Source organism: Geodermatophilus maliterrae (genome assembly GCF_041018925.1).
In the GTDB taxonomy this organism is placed as follows: Bacteria; Actinomycetota; Actinomycetes; order Mycobacteriales; family Geodermatophilaceae; genus Geodermatophilus; species Geodermatophilus maliterrae.
In genome coordinates, this window is sequence record NZ_JBFNXQ010000012.1 from 42,201 (window position 1) to 57,407 (window position 15,207).

A 15,207-nucleotide genomic window follows, 5' to 3' on the forward strand; every position below is an offset into this window, starting at 1 on the left:
TCGGACCCAAGGACACCCCGTGACGCTGCTGCCCCCCGACGCCCTCGCCGACCGGCTGAAGTCCGGCCTGCTCTCCTTCCCGGTGACCCACTTCGACGCCGAGCTGCAGTTCGACGAGACGCGGTACCGCGAGCACCTGGCGTGGCAGGCGGGCTTCGACGTCGCCGGCCTGTTCGCCGCCGGCGGCACGGGCGAGGGCTTCTCGCTGACCTCGGCGGAGATCGACCGGGTCGTCCGCGTGGCCGTCGACGAGGTGGCCGACCGGGTCCCGGTCGTCGCCCCGGCCACCGGCGGGACCGCCGTCGCCGTCGCCCAGGCACAGGCCGCGCAGGCCGCCGGCGCCTCGGGGCTGCTGCTCTTCCCGCCCTACCTCACCGAGGCCAGCCAGCGGGGCCTGGCCGACCACGTCAGCGCCGTCTGCCGGGCCACCGACCTGGGGGTGATCGTCTACAGCCGGGCCAACGCGGTGCTCACCGACACCACCGTCGCCGAGGTCGCCGACCGCAACCCCAACCTGATCGGCCTCAAGGACGGTGTCGGCGACATCGAGCAGATGACCCGCACGTACGCCCGTGTCGGGGACCGGCTGATCTACGTCGGCGGGCTCCCCACGGCCGAGACCTTCGCGCTGCCGCTGCTCCAGCTGGGCGTGAGCACCTACTCCTCGGCGCTGTACAACTTCCTGCCCGAGTTCGCGCTGCGGTTCTACGCAGCCGTGCGCGCCCAGGACCGCGCCGCCGTCTACCAGATGCTCAACGACTTCGTGATCCCCTACCTGGACATCCGCGACCGGGCCCGGGGCTACGCGGTCTCCATCGTGAAGGCCGGCCTCACCGCGGTCGGGCGGAACGGCGGCCCGGTCCGCCCGCCGCTGTCGAACCTGACCGAGGCCGAGCTCGCCGAGCTCACCGCCCTGGTCGACAAGGTCTCCTGACCCCGCTCCCGGACCCGAGAGGACGGCGAGGACTCCCATGCCGACCGGTCGCACGCCCACCGTCGCCGGTGTCGAGGTGGTGCCCGTCGCCGGGCACGACAGCATGCTGCTCAACCTCAGCGGCGCGCACGGCCCCTTCTTCACCCGCAACATCGCGATCGTCACCGACAGCGAGGGACGGACCGGCGTCGGTGAGGTGCCCGGCGGCGAGGCGATCCGCCGCACCATCGCCGACGCCGGTGCACTGCTGACCGGTCAGCCGGTGGCGCGGTACGGGACGCTGCTGCGCCAGGTGGCGGCCACCTTCGCCGACCGCGACGCCGGAGGCCGCGGCCTGCAGACCTTCGACCTGCGGACGACGATCCACGCGGTCACCGCGCTGGAGTCGGCGCTGCTCGACCTCCTCGGGCAGCACCTCGGCGTCCCGGTGGCCGAGCTCCTGGGGGAGGGGCAGCAGCGCGACAGCGTGCCGATGCTGGGCTACCTCTTCTACGTGGGCGACCCGCGGGCCACCGACCTGCCCTACCTGGTCGAGGACGACCCGGCCGACGACTGGCAGCGGCTGCGCCGGGAGCCGGCGATGACCCCCGAGGCGGTGGTCGCACTGGCCGAGGCCGCGCAGGCCCGGTACGGGTTCAGCGACTTCAAGCTCAAGGGCGGCGTGCTCGCCGGCGAGCAGGAGGTCGCCGCCGTCCGCGCGCTGGCGCAGCGGTTCCCCGACGCCCGCGTCACCCTCGACCCCAACGGCGGCTGGCTGCTGGCCGAGGCGGTCGAGCTCTGCCACGACCTGCACGGGGTGCTGGCCTACGCCGAGGACCCGGTGGGCGCCGAGGGCGTCTACTCCGGCCGGGAGACCATGGCCGAGTTCCGCCGGGCCACCGGGCTCCCCACGGCGACCAACATGATCGCCACCGACTGGCGGCAGATGGCGCACGCCATCCGGTCCAACGCCGTCGACATCCCGCTGGCCGACCCGCACTTCTGGACCATGCGCGGCTCGGTCCGGGTCGCCCAGCTGTGCGCCGACTTCGGGCTGACCTGGGGCTCGCACTCGAACAACCACTTCGACGTCTCACTGGCGATGTTCACCCAGGTCGGCGCGGCCGCGCCCGGGCAGGTCACCGCACTGGACACGCACTGGATCTGGCAGGACGGGCAGGCGCTGACCCGCGAACCGCTGCAGATCCGCGACGGCGCGATCGTGGTCCCCACGACTCCGGGTCTCGGTGTGGAGCTCGACCGGGACGCCCTCGCCGCCGCGCACGAGCTGTACCTCGAGCACGGCCTCGGCGCGCGCGACGACGCCGTCGCGATGCAGTACCTCGTCCCCGGCTGGGCGTTCGACCCCAAGCGCCCGTGCCTCGTCCGCTGATCCTCCCGAGGAGAGACATGACCACCACGGTCCCCACCGCGCCCCCGGCCAGCGCGCCGGCGGTGCTCGACCGGATCGAGTCCGTGACCCTGTCCTCGGTCACGCTGCCCCTGCCCAACCCGATCAGCGACGCCAAGGTCTTCACCGGCCGGCAGCGCCCGATGACCGAGGTCGCCTTCCTCTTCGCCGAGATCGCCACCGAGGGCGGCCACGAGGGCGTCGGGTTCAGCTACTCCAAGCGGGCCGGCGGCCCGGCGCAGTTCGCGCACGCCCGCGAGGTCGCACCCGACCTGATCGGTGAGGACCCCAGCGACATCGGCCGGCTGTGGACCAAGCTGGTCTGGGCCGGCGCCTCCGTGGGTCGCAGCGGCGCCTCGACGCAGGCCATCGCCGCGATCGACGTCGCGCTGTGGGACCTCAAGGCCAGGCGCGCCGGCCTGCCGCTGGCCAAGCTGCTCGGCGCGCACCGCGACTCGGTGCGCTGCTACAACACCTCCGGCGGCTTCCTGCACGAGTCGATCGACCAGGTGCGCGACAACGCCACCCGCACCCTCGAGCAGGGCATCGGCGGCATCAAGATCAAGGTCGGGCTGCCCGACTCGGCGGAGGACCTGCGCCGGGTGCGCGCCGTCCGCGAGCACCTCGGCGACGGCGTCCCGCTCATGGTCGACGCCAACCAGCAGTGGGACCGGCCGACCGCCATGCGGGTCAGCCGGCGGCTGGAGGAGTTCGACCTCGTGTGGATCGAGGAGCCGCTCGACGCCTACGACGCCGAGGGCCACGCCGAGCTCGCCCGGTCGCTGGACACCGCCGTCGCCACCGGTGAGATGCTGACCAGCGTCGCCGAGCACGCCGAGCTGATCCGGCACGGCGCGGTCGACGTCATCCAGCCCGACGCCCCCCGCATCGGCGGCATCACCCAGTTCCTCACGCTCGCCACCCTCGCCGACGTCGCCAACCTGCAGCTGGCCCCGCACTTCGCGATGGAGATCCACGCCCACCTGGCGGCGGCCTACCCGCGCGAGCCGTGGGTGGAGCACTTCGACTGGCTGTACCCGCTGTTCGAGGAGCGCCTGGAGACCCGCGACGGGCGCATGTACATCTCCGACCGTCCGGGGCTGGGCATCACCCTGAGCGAGCAGGCCCGCGCCTGGACGGTCGACCGCGTCACCGTCGGCGCGACCCGCTGACCCCCCCCGCACCACAGCACAGGAGGCACCCGTGTCCGACGTCGTCAGCACCGATCCCCGCACCGGCGAGGCCGTCGAGGTCGTCGCCCAGGAGACGACCACCGCGGAGGTCGACCGGCTCTGCGCCGCCGCGCTCGCCGCCGCCCCTGGTCTGGACGCCCTCGGCCGCGCCGGGCGGGCGGCGCTGCTGCGGGCCCTCGCCGACGCCCTGGAGGCCCGGCGGGACGACGTCGTCGCCGTCGCCGACCGCGAGACGGCGCTCGGCCCGACGCGGCTGAACGGCGAGCTCACCCGCACCTGCTACCAGCTGCGGCTGTTCGCCGAGGTGCTCGACGAGGGCAGCTACGTCGAGGCCGCGATCGACCACGCCGGCGACACCCCGATGGGCCCCCGGCCCGACCTGCGCCGGATGCTGATCCCGCTCGGCCCGGTCGCGGTCTTCGGCGCGAGCAACTTCCCTCTGGCCTTCTCCGTGCCCGGCGGCGACACCGCCTCCGCGCTCGCGGCCGGCTGCCCCGTCGTCGTCAAGGCGCACGGCTCGCACCCGGCGACCTCGCAGCTGGTGTTCGACGTCCTGGACGCCGCGACCCGCAAGGCCGGGGCGCCCGACGGCACGCTGGGCATCGTGCACGGCCTGCAGGCCGGCGCCGACCTGGTGGCCCACCCCGCCATCCGCGCCGTCGGCTTCACCGGCTCGGTGAACGGCGGCCGCGCACTGCTGGAGATCATCGAGCGGCGCCCCGACCCGGTGCCGTTCTTCGGCGAGCTCTCCAGCCTCAACCCGGTGGTCGTCACCCCGCAGGCGGCCGCCGAGCGCGGTACGACGATCGGCACCGAGCTGGTCGGCTCCTTCACCCTCGGCGGCGGCCAGTTCTGCACCAAGCCCGGGCTGGCGTTCGTGCCGGCCGGGCCGGAGGGGGACGCCGTCGTCGACGCCATGGCCGAGGCCGTGCGCGGTGCCGGCGCCCCCGTGCTGCTCAACGAGGGCATCGCCGCCTCCTACGGCCGCATCTCCGACGGCCTGGCGGGGGCGCCGGGCGTCGAGGTGCTCGCCCGCGGCGCCGAGCCCGACGGCGCCGGCTTCGCCGCGGCCCCGCTGCTGCTGGGGACGACGGCCGGCGACCTGCCGGAGCAGGTGACCGAGGAGTGCTTCGGGCCGGTCTCGGTCGTGGCCCGCTACGACGGCGAGGCCGAGCTGTTCGCGGCGCTGGGGGAGATGCCGTCGTCCCTGACGGCCACCGTGCTGCGCGGCGCGGGGGAGACCGAGCTGCCGCTGGCGGTCTCCGAGCAGCTGCGCACGCGGGCCGGCCGGCTGGTCTACGACGCCTACCCCACCGGCGTGGCCGTCTCCTGGGCCCAGCACCACGGTGGCCCGTGGCCGTCGACGAACTCGCAGCACACCTCGGTGGGGACGACGGCGGTCCGCCGGTTCCTGCGGCCGGTCACCTGGCAGGGGGCGCCGCAGGAGGTGCTCCCGCCGGAGCTGACCGACGGCTTCCGCGGCATCCCGCGGCGCGTCGACGGGGTGCTGAGGCTGCCGGAGTGAGTGCGCGGGTCGCCCTGGTCAGCTCCGAGCGCGGCCTGCGCGTCGACCCCGACCTCCCGCTCGCCGCCCCGGCGCTGCGGGAGGCCGGGCTCGCCGTCGACCTCGTCCGCTGGGACGACCCCGCGGTGGACTGGGCCCGCTTCGACCTCGCCGTCGTCCGGTCCTGCTGGGACTACGCCTGGCGCCGGGCGGAGTTCCTGGCGTGGGCGGAGGCGGTCCCGCGGCTGCGCAACCCGGCGCCGGTGCTGCGCTGGAACACCGACAAGGCCCACCTGCGCGACCTGGAGCGCTGCGGGCTCCCGGTGGTGCCCACCGTCTGGGACCCCACCACGGCCGGCGAGCTGCCCGACGCGGGGGAGTGGGTGGTCAAGCCGTCGGTGTCGGCCGGCTCGCGGGACACCGCGCGGTGGTCCGACGCCGGGGACGCCCTGGCGCACGCCGGCGAGCTGACGTCCGCGGGCCGCACGGCGATGGTCCAGCCGTACCTGTCCCGCGTCGACGACGCCGGTGAGACGGCGCTGCTGTTCATCGGCGGCCGCTTCTCCCACGCCGTGCGCAAGGGGCCGCTGCTGGCCCGCGGCGAGGGCGTCCGCCAGGACCGGGACAGCCGTGGGGACCTGCGGCCGGCCGAGGCGACACCGGAGCAGCGGGAGGTGGCGCAGGCGGTGTGCGACGCCGTCCCGTCGCTGGTGCCGGGCGCCGCCCCGCTGCTGTACGCGCGGATCGACCTCGTCGCCGACACCGACGGGCGACCGGTGCTGCTCGAGCTGGAGCTCACCGAGCCGAGCCTGTTCCTCCCGCAGGCGCCACCGGAGGCCCTGACCCGGCTCGCCCGGGCGGTCGGGGACGCGATCGCCGCGTGAACGGGGTGATGGGTGGCTTCGCCGCCCTCACCGCGGTCATCGCCGTCGGCTGGCTCGTGGGCCGCTCCGGCACCCTGGGCGAGGGCGCCGGGGCGGTGCTCTCGAAGCTCTCCTACGTGGTGGCGACGCCGGCGCTGCTGCTGCTCACCCTCGCCGACGCCGACCCCGGCGTGCTGGTGTCGCCCGCACTGGTCGCGACCGCGGGCAGCGCGGTGCTCTGTGCGCTGCTCTTCGCAGCACTGGCGCGGTGGCGCTGGCGGCTGAGGCCGGCCGAGCTGACCGCCGGGGGGCTGGCCGCCTCGTACGTGAACGCCGGCAACCTCGGCGTCCCGATCTCGGTGTACGTGCTGGGCGACGCCTCGTTCGTCGCGCCCGTCCTGCTGTTCCAGGTGCTCGTGCTGGCGCCGCTCGGGCTGGCCGTCCTCGCCGGCTCGCGCACGCGGGCGCGGTCCCGCTGGCGGGTGCTCGCCCAGCCGCTCACCACGCCGGTCGTGATCGGCTGCGGCCTGGGCGTGCTGCTGGCCGCGACCGGGGTGCGGCTGCCGGCGGTGGTGCTGGAGCCGATCGAGCTCACCGCCGGGCTGGCCGTGCCCGCCGCGCTGCTCGCCTACGGCATGAGCCTGCACGGCGCGCCCCGGCCGGCGTCCGGGGAGGCGGCGGGCCGGGTGTGGCTCGCGGTGGCGCTCAAGACGCTCGCGCAGCCGGCGCTGGCCCACGCCCTCGGCCGCTGGGTGGCCAGCCTGGACGGGGTGGCGCTGCTGGCGGTGACGGTGACCTCCGCGCTGCCGACGGCGCAGAACGTCTTCGTCTACGCCTCCACCTACGACCGCGGCACGCTGCTCGTCCGGGACGTCGTCCTGCTGAGCACGGTCCTCTCGGTGCCGGTGCTCCTCGGCATCGCCCTGCTGCTCGGCTGAGTGCCATGCCCACCGGGCATCGCGTCATGCCACGGTGGTCTTGGACAGGCATCGCAGCGGCTCCCTAGCGTGGCCCACGGTCGCCGACGAGGGAGGAGCCGCGGTGGAGGGGAGCCCGGTCGAGGAGTGGGACGTCGTCCTCGTCGGGGGCGGGGTCATGAGCGCCACCCTCGGGGTGCTCCTGGCCGAGGTCCAGCCGGATTGGCGGATCGCCGTCCTGGAGCGACTCGACGCGGCCGGGCTGGAGAGCTCCTCGGCGCAGAACAACGCCGGCACCGGCCACGCCGGGCTCTGCGAGTTCAACTACACGCCCCGGCGGCCCGACGGCGGTGTGGACGCCTCCGGCGCGGTGCGGATCGGTGAGCAGTTCGCGTCCTCGCTGCTGTTCTGGGCCCGGCTGGTGGAACGCGGCGAGCTGGGGCCACCGGAGGCCTTCGTCCGGTCCGTGCCGCACCTGGGCCTGGGCCGGGGTGCCGACGGCGTCGCGTGGCTGCGGGCCCGCTGGGAGGCGCTGCGGGGGCACCCGCTGTTCACCGACCTGGAGTTCAGCGAGGACCCCGCCGTCCTGGCCGCCTGGCTGCCGCTGCTGTTCGCGGGCCGCGCCGGGGACGAACCGCTGGCGGCCACCCGGGCGGCGCAGGGCACCGACGTCGACTTCGGCGTGCTGACCCGGCAGCTGCTGGCCGCTCTCCAGCGGCGCGGTGGGGACGTGCGGACGCGGCAGGAGGTGACGTCGCTGCGCCGGCGAGGGCGGCACTGGCACCTCGAGGTGCGCGACCTCGGTACCCGGCGGCGCCGGCGGCTGCGGACGCCGTACGTCTTCGTCGGTGCGGGCGGCGGGACGCTGCCCCTGCTGCAGGCGGCGAGGGTCCCGGAGGTGCGGCGGTACGGGGCCTTCCCGATCAGCGGCCGGTTCCTGCGCACCGACCGGCCCCAACTCGTGGCGGCGCACCGGGGCAAGGTCTACGGCCACGCGGAGCCGGGCGCGCCGTCCATCTCCGTCCCGCACCTGGACCTCCGGGTGGTCGACGGCCGGGAGTCGCTGCTGTTCGGCCCGTTCGCCGCCTTCTCCCCGCGCTTCCTCGTCCACGGCCGGCCCACCGACCTGCTGCGCTCGGTGCGCGCGGGCAACCTGCCGGTCCTGCTGGCCTCCGTGAGGGACAACCGGTCGCTGGTCGGCTACCTGGTCCGGCAGGTGACCTCCTCCCGGGAGGCGCGGATGGCGGCGCTGCGGCGCTTCGTGCCCTCGGCGCGGGCGGAGGACTGGACGCTGGTGACCGCGGGCCAGCGGGTGCAGGTCCTCAAGCGGACGGGCGGCCGCGGGACGGTGGTCGGCTTCGGCACCGAGGTCCTCACGTCCGCGGGCGGGTCACTCGCTGCGCTGCTCGGCGCCTCGCCCGGCGCCTCGACCGCCGTCGCCACGGCGCTCGACGTCCTCGCGGCGAGCTCCCCGCAACGGATGGCGGAGTGGGCCCCGCGGCTGGCGGCGCTCGCACCGTCGGCCGCGTCCGTCCGGGCGCCGGACCCCGACCGGCTGGCGGAGGCGGTGGCGGGGGCGCGGCGGGTCCTCGGACTGACGCCGGTGGTCGCCGCCGCGCCCGACCAGGGAGTGGGTGCCCCGTGACCGTGGACCTGGCCGTCCGGCTGCGCGACGTCGTCGGCCCGGCCGGGGTGGTCGACGACCCCGCCGGGATGAGCGGCTACCTGACCGACTGGCGCCACGCGTACTCGGGGACCGCCGCGGCCGTCGTCCGGCCGGGCAGCACCGCCGAGGTCGCCGCCGTGGTGGCGCTGTGCCGTGGGTCGGGCGTCGCCGTGGTGCCGCAGGGCGGGAACACGGGGCTGTGCGGGGGCGCCGTCCCGGACTCCTCCGGGCGTCAGGTGGTGCTCTCCCTGACGCGCATGCGCCGGATCCGGGACCTCGACGCTGCGAACCAGACCGTGACCGTGGAGGCCGGGGCCGTCCTCCGGTCGGTGCAGGAGGCCGCCGCGGCCGCGGGGCAGCTCTTCCCGCTGTCGCTGGGGGCCGAGGGCAGCTGCACGGTCGGCGGCAACCTGGCCACCAACGCGGGCGGGACCGGCGTGCTGCGGTACGGCACGATGCGCGACCTCACCCTGGGACTGGAGGTGGTCCTCCCGGACGGGCGGGTCTGGAACGGCCTGCGCGGCCTGCGCAAGGACAACACCGGCTACGACCTCAAGCAGCTGTTCATCGGCGCGGAGGGCACGCTGGGCGTGATCACCGCCGCCGTGCTCAAGCTCTACCCGGCGGTGCGCAGCCGGACGACGGCGTGGGTGGCCCTGCCGGACCCGCGGTCGGCGGTCGACCTCCTCGGCGTCCTCCGCGCGCACGCCGGCGACCGGCTGACCGGTTTCGAGCTGATGTCCCGGCAGAGCGTGGACTTCGTCCTGCGTCACGTGCCCGGCGCGCGTGACCCGATCGCAGGAGTCCACCCCTGGTACGCGCTGGTCGAGCTGAGCGACACCCTGGACGACGCCGGCCTCGACGCGGTGGTCGAGTCGGGCCTGGCCGAGGCGTTCGAACGGGGCGCCGCGGTGGACGCCGTGGTCGCGGCCGGCGCCGCCCAGGCCGCCGCGCTGTGGGCGCTGCGCGAGGGCGTCTCCGAGGCGCAGAACCGGGAGGGTCCCAGTCTCAAGCACGACGTCACGGTGCCGGTCAGCCGGATCCCCGAGTTCCTCGAGCGGACCCGCCGGGCGCTGGCCGACGCCGTCCCCGGCATCCGCGTGGTCACCTACGGCCACGTCGGGGACGGCAACCTGCACCACAACCTCAGCAAGCCGGTGGGCGGCGACGACGACGCGTTCCGCGCGCGGGCCCCGGAGCTGTCGCGCGTCGTCTACGACGTCACGCACGCGCTCGACGGCAGCATCAGCGCCGAGCACGGGCTGGGGCAGTCGAAGCGGGACGTCGTCGTCGACTACAAGGACGCGCTCGACCTCGACCTGATGCGGGGGATCAAGCAGCTGTTCGACGCGCCGGGACTGATGAACCCCGGCAAGGTGCTGCCGGACTGAGCCGCCGGGCGGTGGCGGTGCCGTGTCCCGGCCGGTCAGCGCTGCGGCGCGCCCACCGTGTGCAGGGGCACCGCGACGGTCGCGGACCCGGCGGGTGCGACGTCGTCGTAGAGGAGGGCCATCCGGTCGATGAACCAGACCTTCCCGGCCATCTGGACGGCGAGGCCGAACAGGACCATCCACCCGTCCCGGACCACGAGCCCCCGCACGATGAACGGCACGCCCAGTGCGCTGACGGCGCCGAGCACGTTCGGCGCGACCCGGTGCCGCGCGGGGACGGGGACCTCGTGCCGCCTCGCCCAGCAGGTCTCGCCCAGCACACCCCTGGACGCCCAGTGGTCCAGCGACCGCGGTGGCGGGAAGGCCCGGGGGTTGACCACGGCCCACGCGCACACCGCGCCCACGGGGACGAGTGACCGCCACCCGATCCGGCTGCGGCTCCAGATCGCGGCGACCAGCAGCGGCGGGATGGGGATGCGCGTGTAGACGCTCCACGGGTTGGCGTGACGCTGCCAGGCGTCCCCCTCGAGCCCGAACGCCCTGGCGATCCTGGTGTCCAGCGCCATGTCGATGCTCCCTCGCGTGCCCGGCCCCCGCGACGTGTCACCAGGGTCGCGAACACCGGGGTGGCGGCACAACACCCCTGGCAGACGTCCTCGCGGAGACGAGGGGGAGGAGCCACCACTCCTTCGGGTGCTCGGTCGGGGCGTCCGTCCGCGGTGCTCGCGCAGGTCGGCACACTCTCGGGGTGATCGAGAGCGCCGACGCCGCCGGGACGACCTCCCGCGTCCCCACCGTCCCGGCGCTCCGGCAGCCGCCCGTCCCGGCCCCCACCGACGACAGCCTGCTCGTCCCGGGGGAGACCTGCTGGCGGATCGAGCGCGCCGAGCGGCACGCCGTCTTCGTCGACGCCGCCGACTACTTCGCCGCCCTCAAGCGCGCCGTCCTGCGGGCCGAGCGGCGGGTGCTGTTCATCGGCTGGGACTTCGACCCGCGCATCCGCATGGACCCGCGCGCCGGCGGCCGCGCCCGCGACGACCGCCTGGGCCGCGTCCTGCAGCGGGCGGTCGAGACGAACCCGCGGCTGGAGATCGGCGTCCTGCAGTGGGACCTCGGCATGGTCGCCGCCCTCGGCCGGGGGCTGACGCCGATCGTGCTGCTCGACCGCCGCACCCCCGACCGGCTGCGCATGACCGTCGACACCCACCACCCGCTCGGCGGCGCGCACCACCAGAAGATCGTCGTCATCGACGACTGCCTGGCCTTCGCCGGCGGCATCGACGTCACCACCGACCGGTGGGACACCTCCGAGCACCTCGACCGCCACCCGATGCGGCACCGGCCGCACTCCACCCGGCCGCGCGGTCCGTGGCACGACGTCACGAGCCTGGTGTCCGGGCCGGCCGCCCGCGTGATCGGGGACCTGGCCCGCGAACGCTGGGAGAGCGGCACCGGCCAGCGCCTGGAGCCGGTGACCGACGTCGAGGCGTGCTGGCCCGACGGGGTCGAGCCGCTGCTCACCGACGTCGACGTCGCCGTCTCGCGCACCCGGCCCGCCTACCGCGGCGCGGAACTGGTGCACGAGATCGAGCTGCTGTGGCTGGCCGCGATCGCCGCTGCCCGGCGCACCGTCTACATCGAGACGCAGTACTTCGCCAACCGCCGCATCGCCGAGGCGATCGCCGAGCGGCTGGGGGAGGAGGACGGGCCGGACTTCGTCGTCCTCAACCCCGAGACCGCCGACGGCTGGCTCGAGGAGAAGGCCATGGGCACCGCCCGGGCCAAGCTGCTCGACCACGTCCGGCGCGCCGACCGGTACGACCGCTTTCGGCTGTTCGTGCCGGTCACCGACGGCCGCCGGCCGGTCTACGTGCACGCGAAGGTCCTGTGCGTCGACGACCGGCTGCTGCGGATCGGCTCGTCCAACCTCAACAACCGGTCGATGGGCCTGGACACCGAGTGCGACCTGTCGATCGAGGCCCGGACCGGCGACGACCGGGAGGCGGAGGTGTCGGCCGCCGTCCTGGGCCTGCGGCACCGGCTGCTCGGCGAGCACCTCGGGGTCGCACCCGAGGAGGTCGCGGCGACCGTCGAGCGCTGCGGCGGGTCGCTGGTGCGCGCCGTCGACTCCCTGCTGCGGCTGACCGGCCGTTCGCTGGTGCCCTTCGAGCCGCCCCGCCTCGACCCGCTCGAGCGCTTCCTCGCCGACACCGAGCTGCTCGACGCCGAGCACACGCCCAACCGCTGGCGTCGCGTGCAGCGGGCCTTCGCCGCCCGTCGCCGCCGCCGCGGCTGACCGGCCGGGTCAGGCCGCGCGCAGGCCCTCGCGCACCGAGCGGTACCGCGGCGACCACCCGGTCGCCTCCCGGAAGCGGCCGTTGGCCACCCTCTGCGAGCGCACCAGCGACTCGGCCTGCCCACCCGCCAGCCGCGCCGCGCGCCCGGGCAGCGCCAGCCACGGCCGGACGCCGACCGCGGCCCCCAGCGCGGCGGCGTACGCGGAGCGGGTCACGGGCTCGTCGTCGACGACGTTGTACGTCCCCGCCGGCGCCTCGAGGGCCGCGACGACCGCGGCGGCCGCATCGGCGAGGTGGAGCGAGGACAGGAAGTCCTGCGGCGCTCCGGCCACGAAGGCGACGTGCCTGCGGGCCAGGCCCAGCATGAGATCGGTGTGCGTCGAGCCGGGGCCGTAGAACAGCCCGAAGCGGAGGACGACGCCGTCGCCGTGCGTGCGCGCACTGGCCTCGGCGGCCAGGTTGACCTCGGCCAGGGGGAAGGGGTCGGGGACGACGTCCTCGTCGATCCACTCGGCGCCGCGTGAGGGGTACAGGAAGGTGATGGACTCCTGGACGAGCCGGGGCACACCCGCCTGACGGGCGGCCGCCGCGACCGCCGCCGAGCCCTCGCGGCGCACCCGCTCGTTGGCGCGCCAGGCCGACGCGCGCAGGAAGGTCCGCGGCGACGGGATGGCGGTGGCCAGGTTGGCGACCGCGTCGTGGCCGGCGAGGGCGTCGGCGAGCGCCGCCCGGTCGAACAGGGACACCGCACTCGGGGTCGCTCCCCGCGCGGTCAGCGCGGCGGCCTTCCCCGGCGTGCGGGCCAGTGCGGTCACCTGCACGCCCGCTGCGACCAGTGCGGGGACCACGTGCCCGCCGATCGCCCCCGTCGCCCCCGTGACGAACACCCGCACCGTCGGCCCTCCTCGGATCGAGTGGAGCCCATCGTGGCAGCCGGTGACCGTGACGGTGGAGCGCATCCCCCGGACCGAGCGCCCCCACGGTCGATGCGCCACCGCGCGGCGCCGGGCCGGTTCCGCGGGTAGGGGGTGGGCATGGGCACCACGAGCTCCGCCTCCGACCGGCTCGCCTGGGTCGCCGGCGTGGTGGCGGCCGCCCCGGGGGAGCGGGTGCTCGAGGTCGGCTGCGGTCACGGCGTCCTGGTGACCCTGCTGGCCGCGGCGGTCGGCGACGGCGGACGGGTCGTCGTCGTCGACCGCTCCGCGCGCATGGTGGCCGCCGCGGCCCGGCGCAACCAGGCGGCCGTCGACGCCGGCCGGGTGCGGCTGGTCACCGCGCCGCTGGCCGCCGCCGACCTGGGGGACGAGCGCTTCGACGCCGTGGTCGCCTCGAACGTGCGGGCGTTCTGGACCCCGCCGGCTCCCGAGTGGGACGTGCTCGACCGGGTGCTCGCCGCCGGTGGGCGCGTCGTCGTCGCCTCCTCCCTCATGGACCCCGGTGCCGGGCCCCGGCTCGTGGCCGGGCTCGCGGACGTCGCCGGGTCGCGCGGGTTCGCGGTGTCGGCCACGACGTCGACGGCGACGACCCGGCCCTACGCGACGGCCGCGGTGGAGTTGCGCCGTCCCGCCGACGGGTAGAGCAGCGGGTGACACCCGACGACGGGAGGACCCCGCGATGATCGACGGACTGCTCGGCGACCTCTACGACTACGAGTCCCTGCTGAGCGGGGACGAGCGCAAGGAGCTGCTGGGCATCCGGCGCTTCCTGGACGAGGAGGTCCGGCCGCGGGTCAACGAGTCGTGGGAGTCGGCGACCTTCCCGATGGACCTCGTCCCGCGCTTCGCCGAGGAGGGCATGGTCGGGCGCAGCTACGACCTGGAGCACCGGCCGCGCGCCTCCCGGCTGTTCACCGGCTTCATCTCCCTCGAGGCCTCGCGGGTCGACCCGTCGATGGCGACCTTCCTCGGTGTGCACAACGGCCTGTCGATGGGGTCGATCGTGCTGCTCGGCTCGGACGAGCAGCGGGCGCGCTGGGTGCCCGACATGGTGGCCCTGCAGAAGATCGGCGCGTTCGCGCTGACCGAGCCGCACGGGGGCTCCGACGTCGCGCAGGGCCTGGAGACCACCTGCCGCCGCGACGGGGACGAGTGGGTGATCGACGGCGCCAAGCGCTGGATCGGCAACGGCACCTTCGCCGACGTCGTCATCGTGTTCGCCCGCGACGTCGCCGACGACCAGGTGAAGACCCTCGTCGTCGAGAAGGACACCCCCGGCTTCACCGCCACCAAGATGGAGGGCAAGTACGCCCTCCGGACCGTGCAGAACGCCGACATCGTCTTCGAGGACTGCCGGGTGCCGGCGGAGAACAAGCTGGCGGAGGGCAACTCGTTCCGGGACGTCAACCGGGTGCTCAAGCTGACCCGCGGCGGTGTGGCCTGGAACGCGGTCGGCTGCCAGATGGGCGCCTTCGAGGCGGCCATCGCCTACGCCAAGGAGCGGGTGCAGTTCGGCCGTCCCATCGCCGGGTTCCAGCTCATCCAGGACCTGCTCGCCCGCATGGCCGGCAACGTGACCGCCAGCCTCGGCATGGCGGTGCGGGTGTCGCAGCTGCAGGAGGACGGCGTCTTCCGCGACGAGCAGGCCGCGCTGGCCAAGGCCTTCGTCACCGGCCGCGCGCGGGAGACCGTCGCGCTCGCCCGCGAGCTGTTCGGCGGGAACGGGATCCTGCTGGAGAACGACGTGGTGCGGTACTTCGCCGACGCGGAGGCGCTGTACTCCTACGAGGGCACCCGCGAGATCAACAGCCTCATCGTGGGACGGGCGCTCACGGGGGTCAGTGCGTTCGTCTGACCCCGCGCGGGCCCGGCAGCGGCCCGGGCGCGTCCGGGCTGACGGCGACCGCGGCCTCGCCGTGGGTCGCCGGCGGCGGGTCGGCCACGAGCAGGAAGGCCAGCAGCCGCGCGGACAGCTCGCCGTCGGCGGCGGGGGGAGCCGGCCGGGCGGGGGGAACGTCGTCCCTGGTCACGGGGTGAGCCTGCCACCGGCCGGGCACCGGGCGCGCCTCACCCCGGTGCGGAGTCGCTCGTCCGGGGGAGACCCCGGACGCAGCGCG

The 15,207-nt window shown here is 75.4% G+C and carries 14 protein-coding genes; 11 read left to right on the top strand and 3 right to left on the bottom strand.

The genetic code is table 11. The annotated features are described in order from the left end of the window. Positions 1 to 19 precede the first annotated feature (19 nt). The 8 genes from kdgD to ABQ292_RS06230 all read left to right on the top strand — a co-directional run bounded on the left by kdgD (position 20) and on the right by ABQ292_RS06230 (position 9,858). Positions 20 to 934, top strand: a complete 915-nt coding sequence (gene kdgD, locus ABQ292_RS06195; RefSeq protein ID WP_369204325.1) for a 5-dehydro-4-deoxyglucarate dehydratase — start codon at positions 20 to 22, stop codon at positions 932 to 934. Between the two features lie 37 nt (positions 935 to 971). Then, positions 972 to 2,306: an enolase C-terminal domain-like protein gene (locus tag ABQ292_RS06200; RefSeq protein ID WP_369204327.1), complete on the top strand. Its 1,335-nt coding sequence runs from the start codon at positions 972 to 974 to the stop codon at positions 2,304 to 2,306. A gap of 17 nt (positions 2,307 to 2,323) precedes the next feature. Next, a complete protein-coding gene (locus ABQ292_RS06205) occupies positions 2,324 to 3,496 on the top strand; it encodes an L-talarate/galactarate dehydratase (protein ID WP_369204329.1) in 1,173 nt (390 codons plus the stop codon). A 31-nt stretch (positions 3,497 to 3,527) separates the two neighbouring features. Continuing rightward, positions 3,528 to 5,042, top strand: a complete 1,515-nt coding sequence (locus ABQ292_RS06210) for an aldehyde dehydrogenase (NADP(+)) (protein WP_369204331.1) — start codon at positions 3,528 to 3,530, stop codon at positions 5,040 to 5,042. Then, on the top strand, positions 5,039 to 5,905 hold the full coding sequence (locus ABQ292_RS06215) for an ATP-grasp domain-containing protein (protein ID WP_369204333.1): 867 nt from the start codon (positions 5,039 to 5,041) through the stop codon (positions 5,903 to 5,905). Before ABQ292_RS06210 ends, ABQ292_RS06215 begins: the two co-directional genes overlap by 4 nt. Then, entirely contained in the window at positions 5,902 to 6,822 is a 921-nt protein-coding gene (locus tag ABQ292_RS06220) for an AEC family transporter (RefSeq protein WP_369204335.1), read from the top strand. The genes ABQ292_RS06215 and ABQ292_RS06220 overlap by 4 nt, the downstream gene beginning before the upstream one ends. Before the next feature lie 103 nt (positions 6,823 to 6,925). Then, positions 6,926 to 8,446 carry a malate dehydrogenase (quinone) gene (gene mqo / locus ABQ292_RS06225; RefSeq protein ID WP_369204337.1) on the top strand — a complete coding sequence of 507 codons (1,521 nt, stop codon included), beginning with the start codon at positions 6,926 to 6,928 and terminating at the stop codon, positions 8,444 to 8,446. Continuing rightward, positions 8,443 to 9,858: an FAD-binding oxidoreductase gene (locus ABQ292_RS06230; RefSeq protein WP_369204339.1), complete on the top strand. Its 1,416-nt coding sequence runs from the start codon at positions 8,443 to 8,445 to the stop codon at positions 9,856 to 9,858. Before mqo ends, ABQ292_RS06230 begins: the two co-directional genes overlap by 4 nt. Positions 9,859 to 9,893: 35 nt before the next feature. Here the strand turns inward: ABQ292_RS06230 and ABQ292_RS06235 are convergent, their stop codons facing one another. Beyond that, complete coding sequence (locus ABQ292_RS06235; RefSeq protein WP_369204341.1) at positions 9,894 to 10,424, bottom strand: DUF6653 family protein; 531 nt, start codon at positions 10,422 to 10,424, stop codon at positions 9,894 to 9,896. Positions 10,425 to 10,606: 182 nt separating this feature from the next. Between ABQ292_RS06235 and ABQ292_RS06240 the strand changes: the two genes are divergently transcribed. Next, entirely contained in the window at positions 10,607 to 12,154 is a 1,548-nt protein-coding gene (locus tag ABQ292_RS06240) for a phospholipase D-like domain-containing protein (protein WP_369204343.1), read from the top strand. Positions 12,155 to 12,163: 9 nt separating this feature from the next. Here ABQ292_RS06240 and ABQ292_RS06245 read toward each other — a convergent pair whose 3' ends face one another. Then, a complete protein-coding gene (locus tag ABQ292_RS06245) occupies positions 12,164 to 13,048 on the bottom strand; it encodes an NAD-dependent epimerase/dehydratase family protein (RefSeq protein WP_369204345.1) in 885 nt (294 codons plus the stop codon). 141 nt (positions 13,049 to 13,189) lie between these two features. Between ABQ292_RS06245 and ABQ292_RS06250 the strand changes: the two genes are divergently transcribed. Both ABQ292_RS06250 and ABQ292_RS06255 read left to right on the top strand, forming a co-directional pair. Beyond that, entirely contained in the window at positions 13,190 to 13,732 is a 543-nt protein-coding gene (locus ABQ292_RS06250) for a class I SAM-dependent methyltransferase (protein ID WP_369204347.1), read from the top strand. Positions 13,733 to 13,769: 37 nt separating this feature from the next. Further along, the gene (locus ABQ292_RS06255) at positions 13,770 to 14,945 is read left to right on the top strand and encodes an acyl-CoA dehydrogenase family protein (protein ID WP_369204349.1); all 1,176 of its coding nucleotides are present in this window, start codon (positions 13,770 to 13,772) and stop codon (positions 14,943 to 14,945) included. On the opposite strand, the gene ABQ292_RS06260 is transcribed toward ABQ292_RS06255, so the two are convergent. Continuing rightward, positions 14,929 to 15,120, bottom strand: a complete 192-nt coding sequence (locus ABQ292_RS06260; protein WP_369204351.1) for a hypothetical protein — start codon at positions 15,118 to 15,120, stop codon at positions 14,929 to 14,931. The genes ABQ292_RS06255 and ABQ292_RS06260 overlap by 17 nt on opposite strands. Positions 15,121 to 15,207 lie beyond the last annotated feature (87 nt).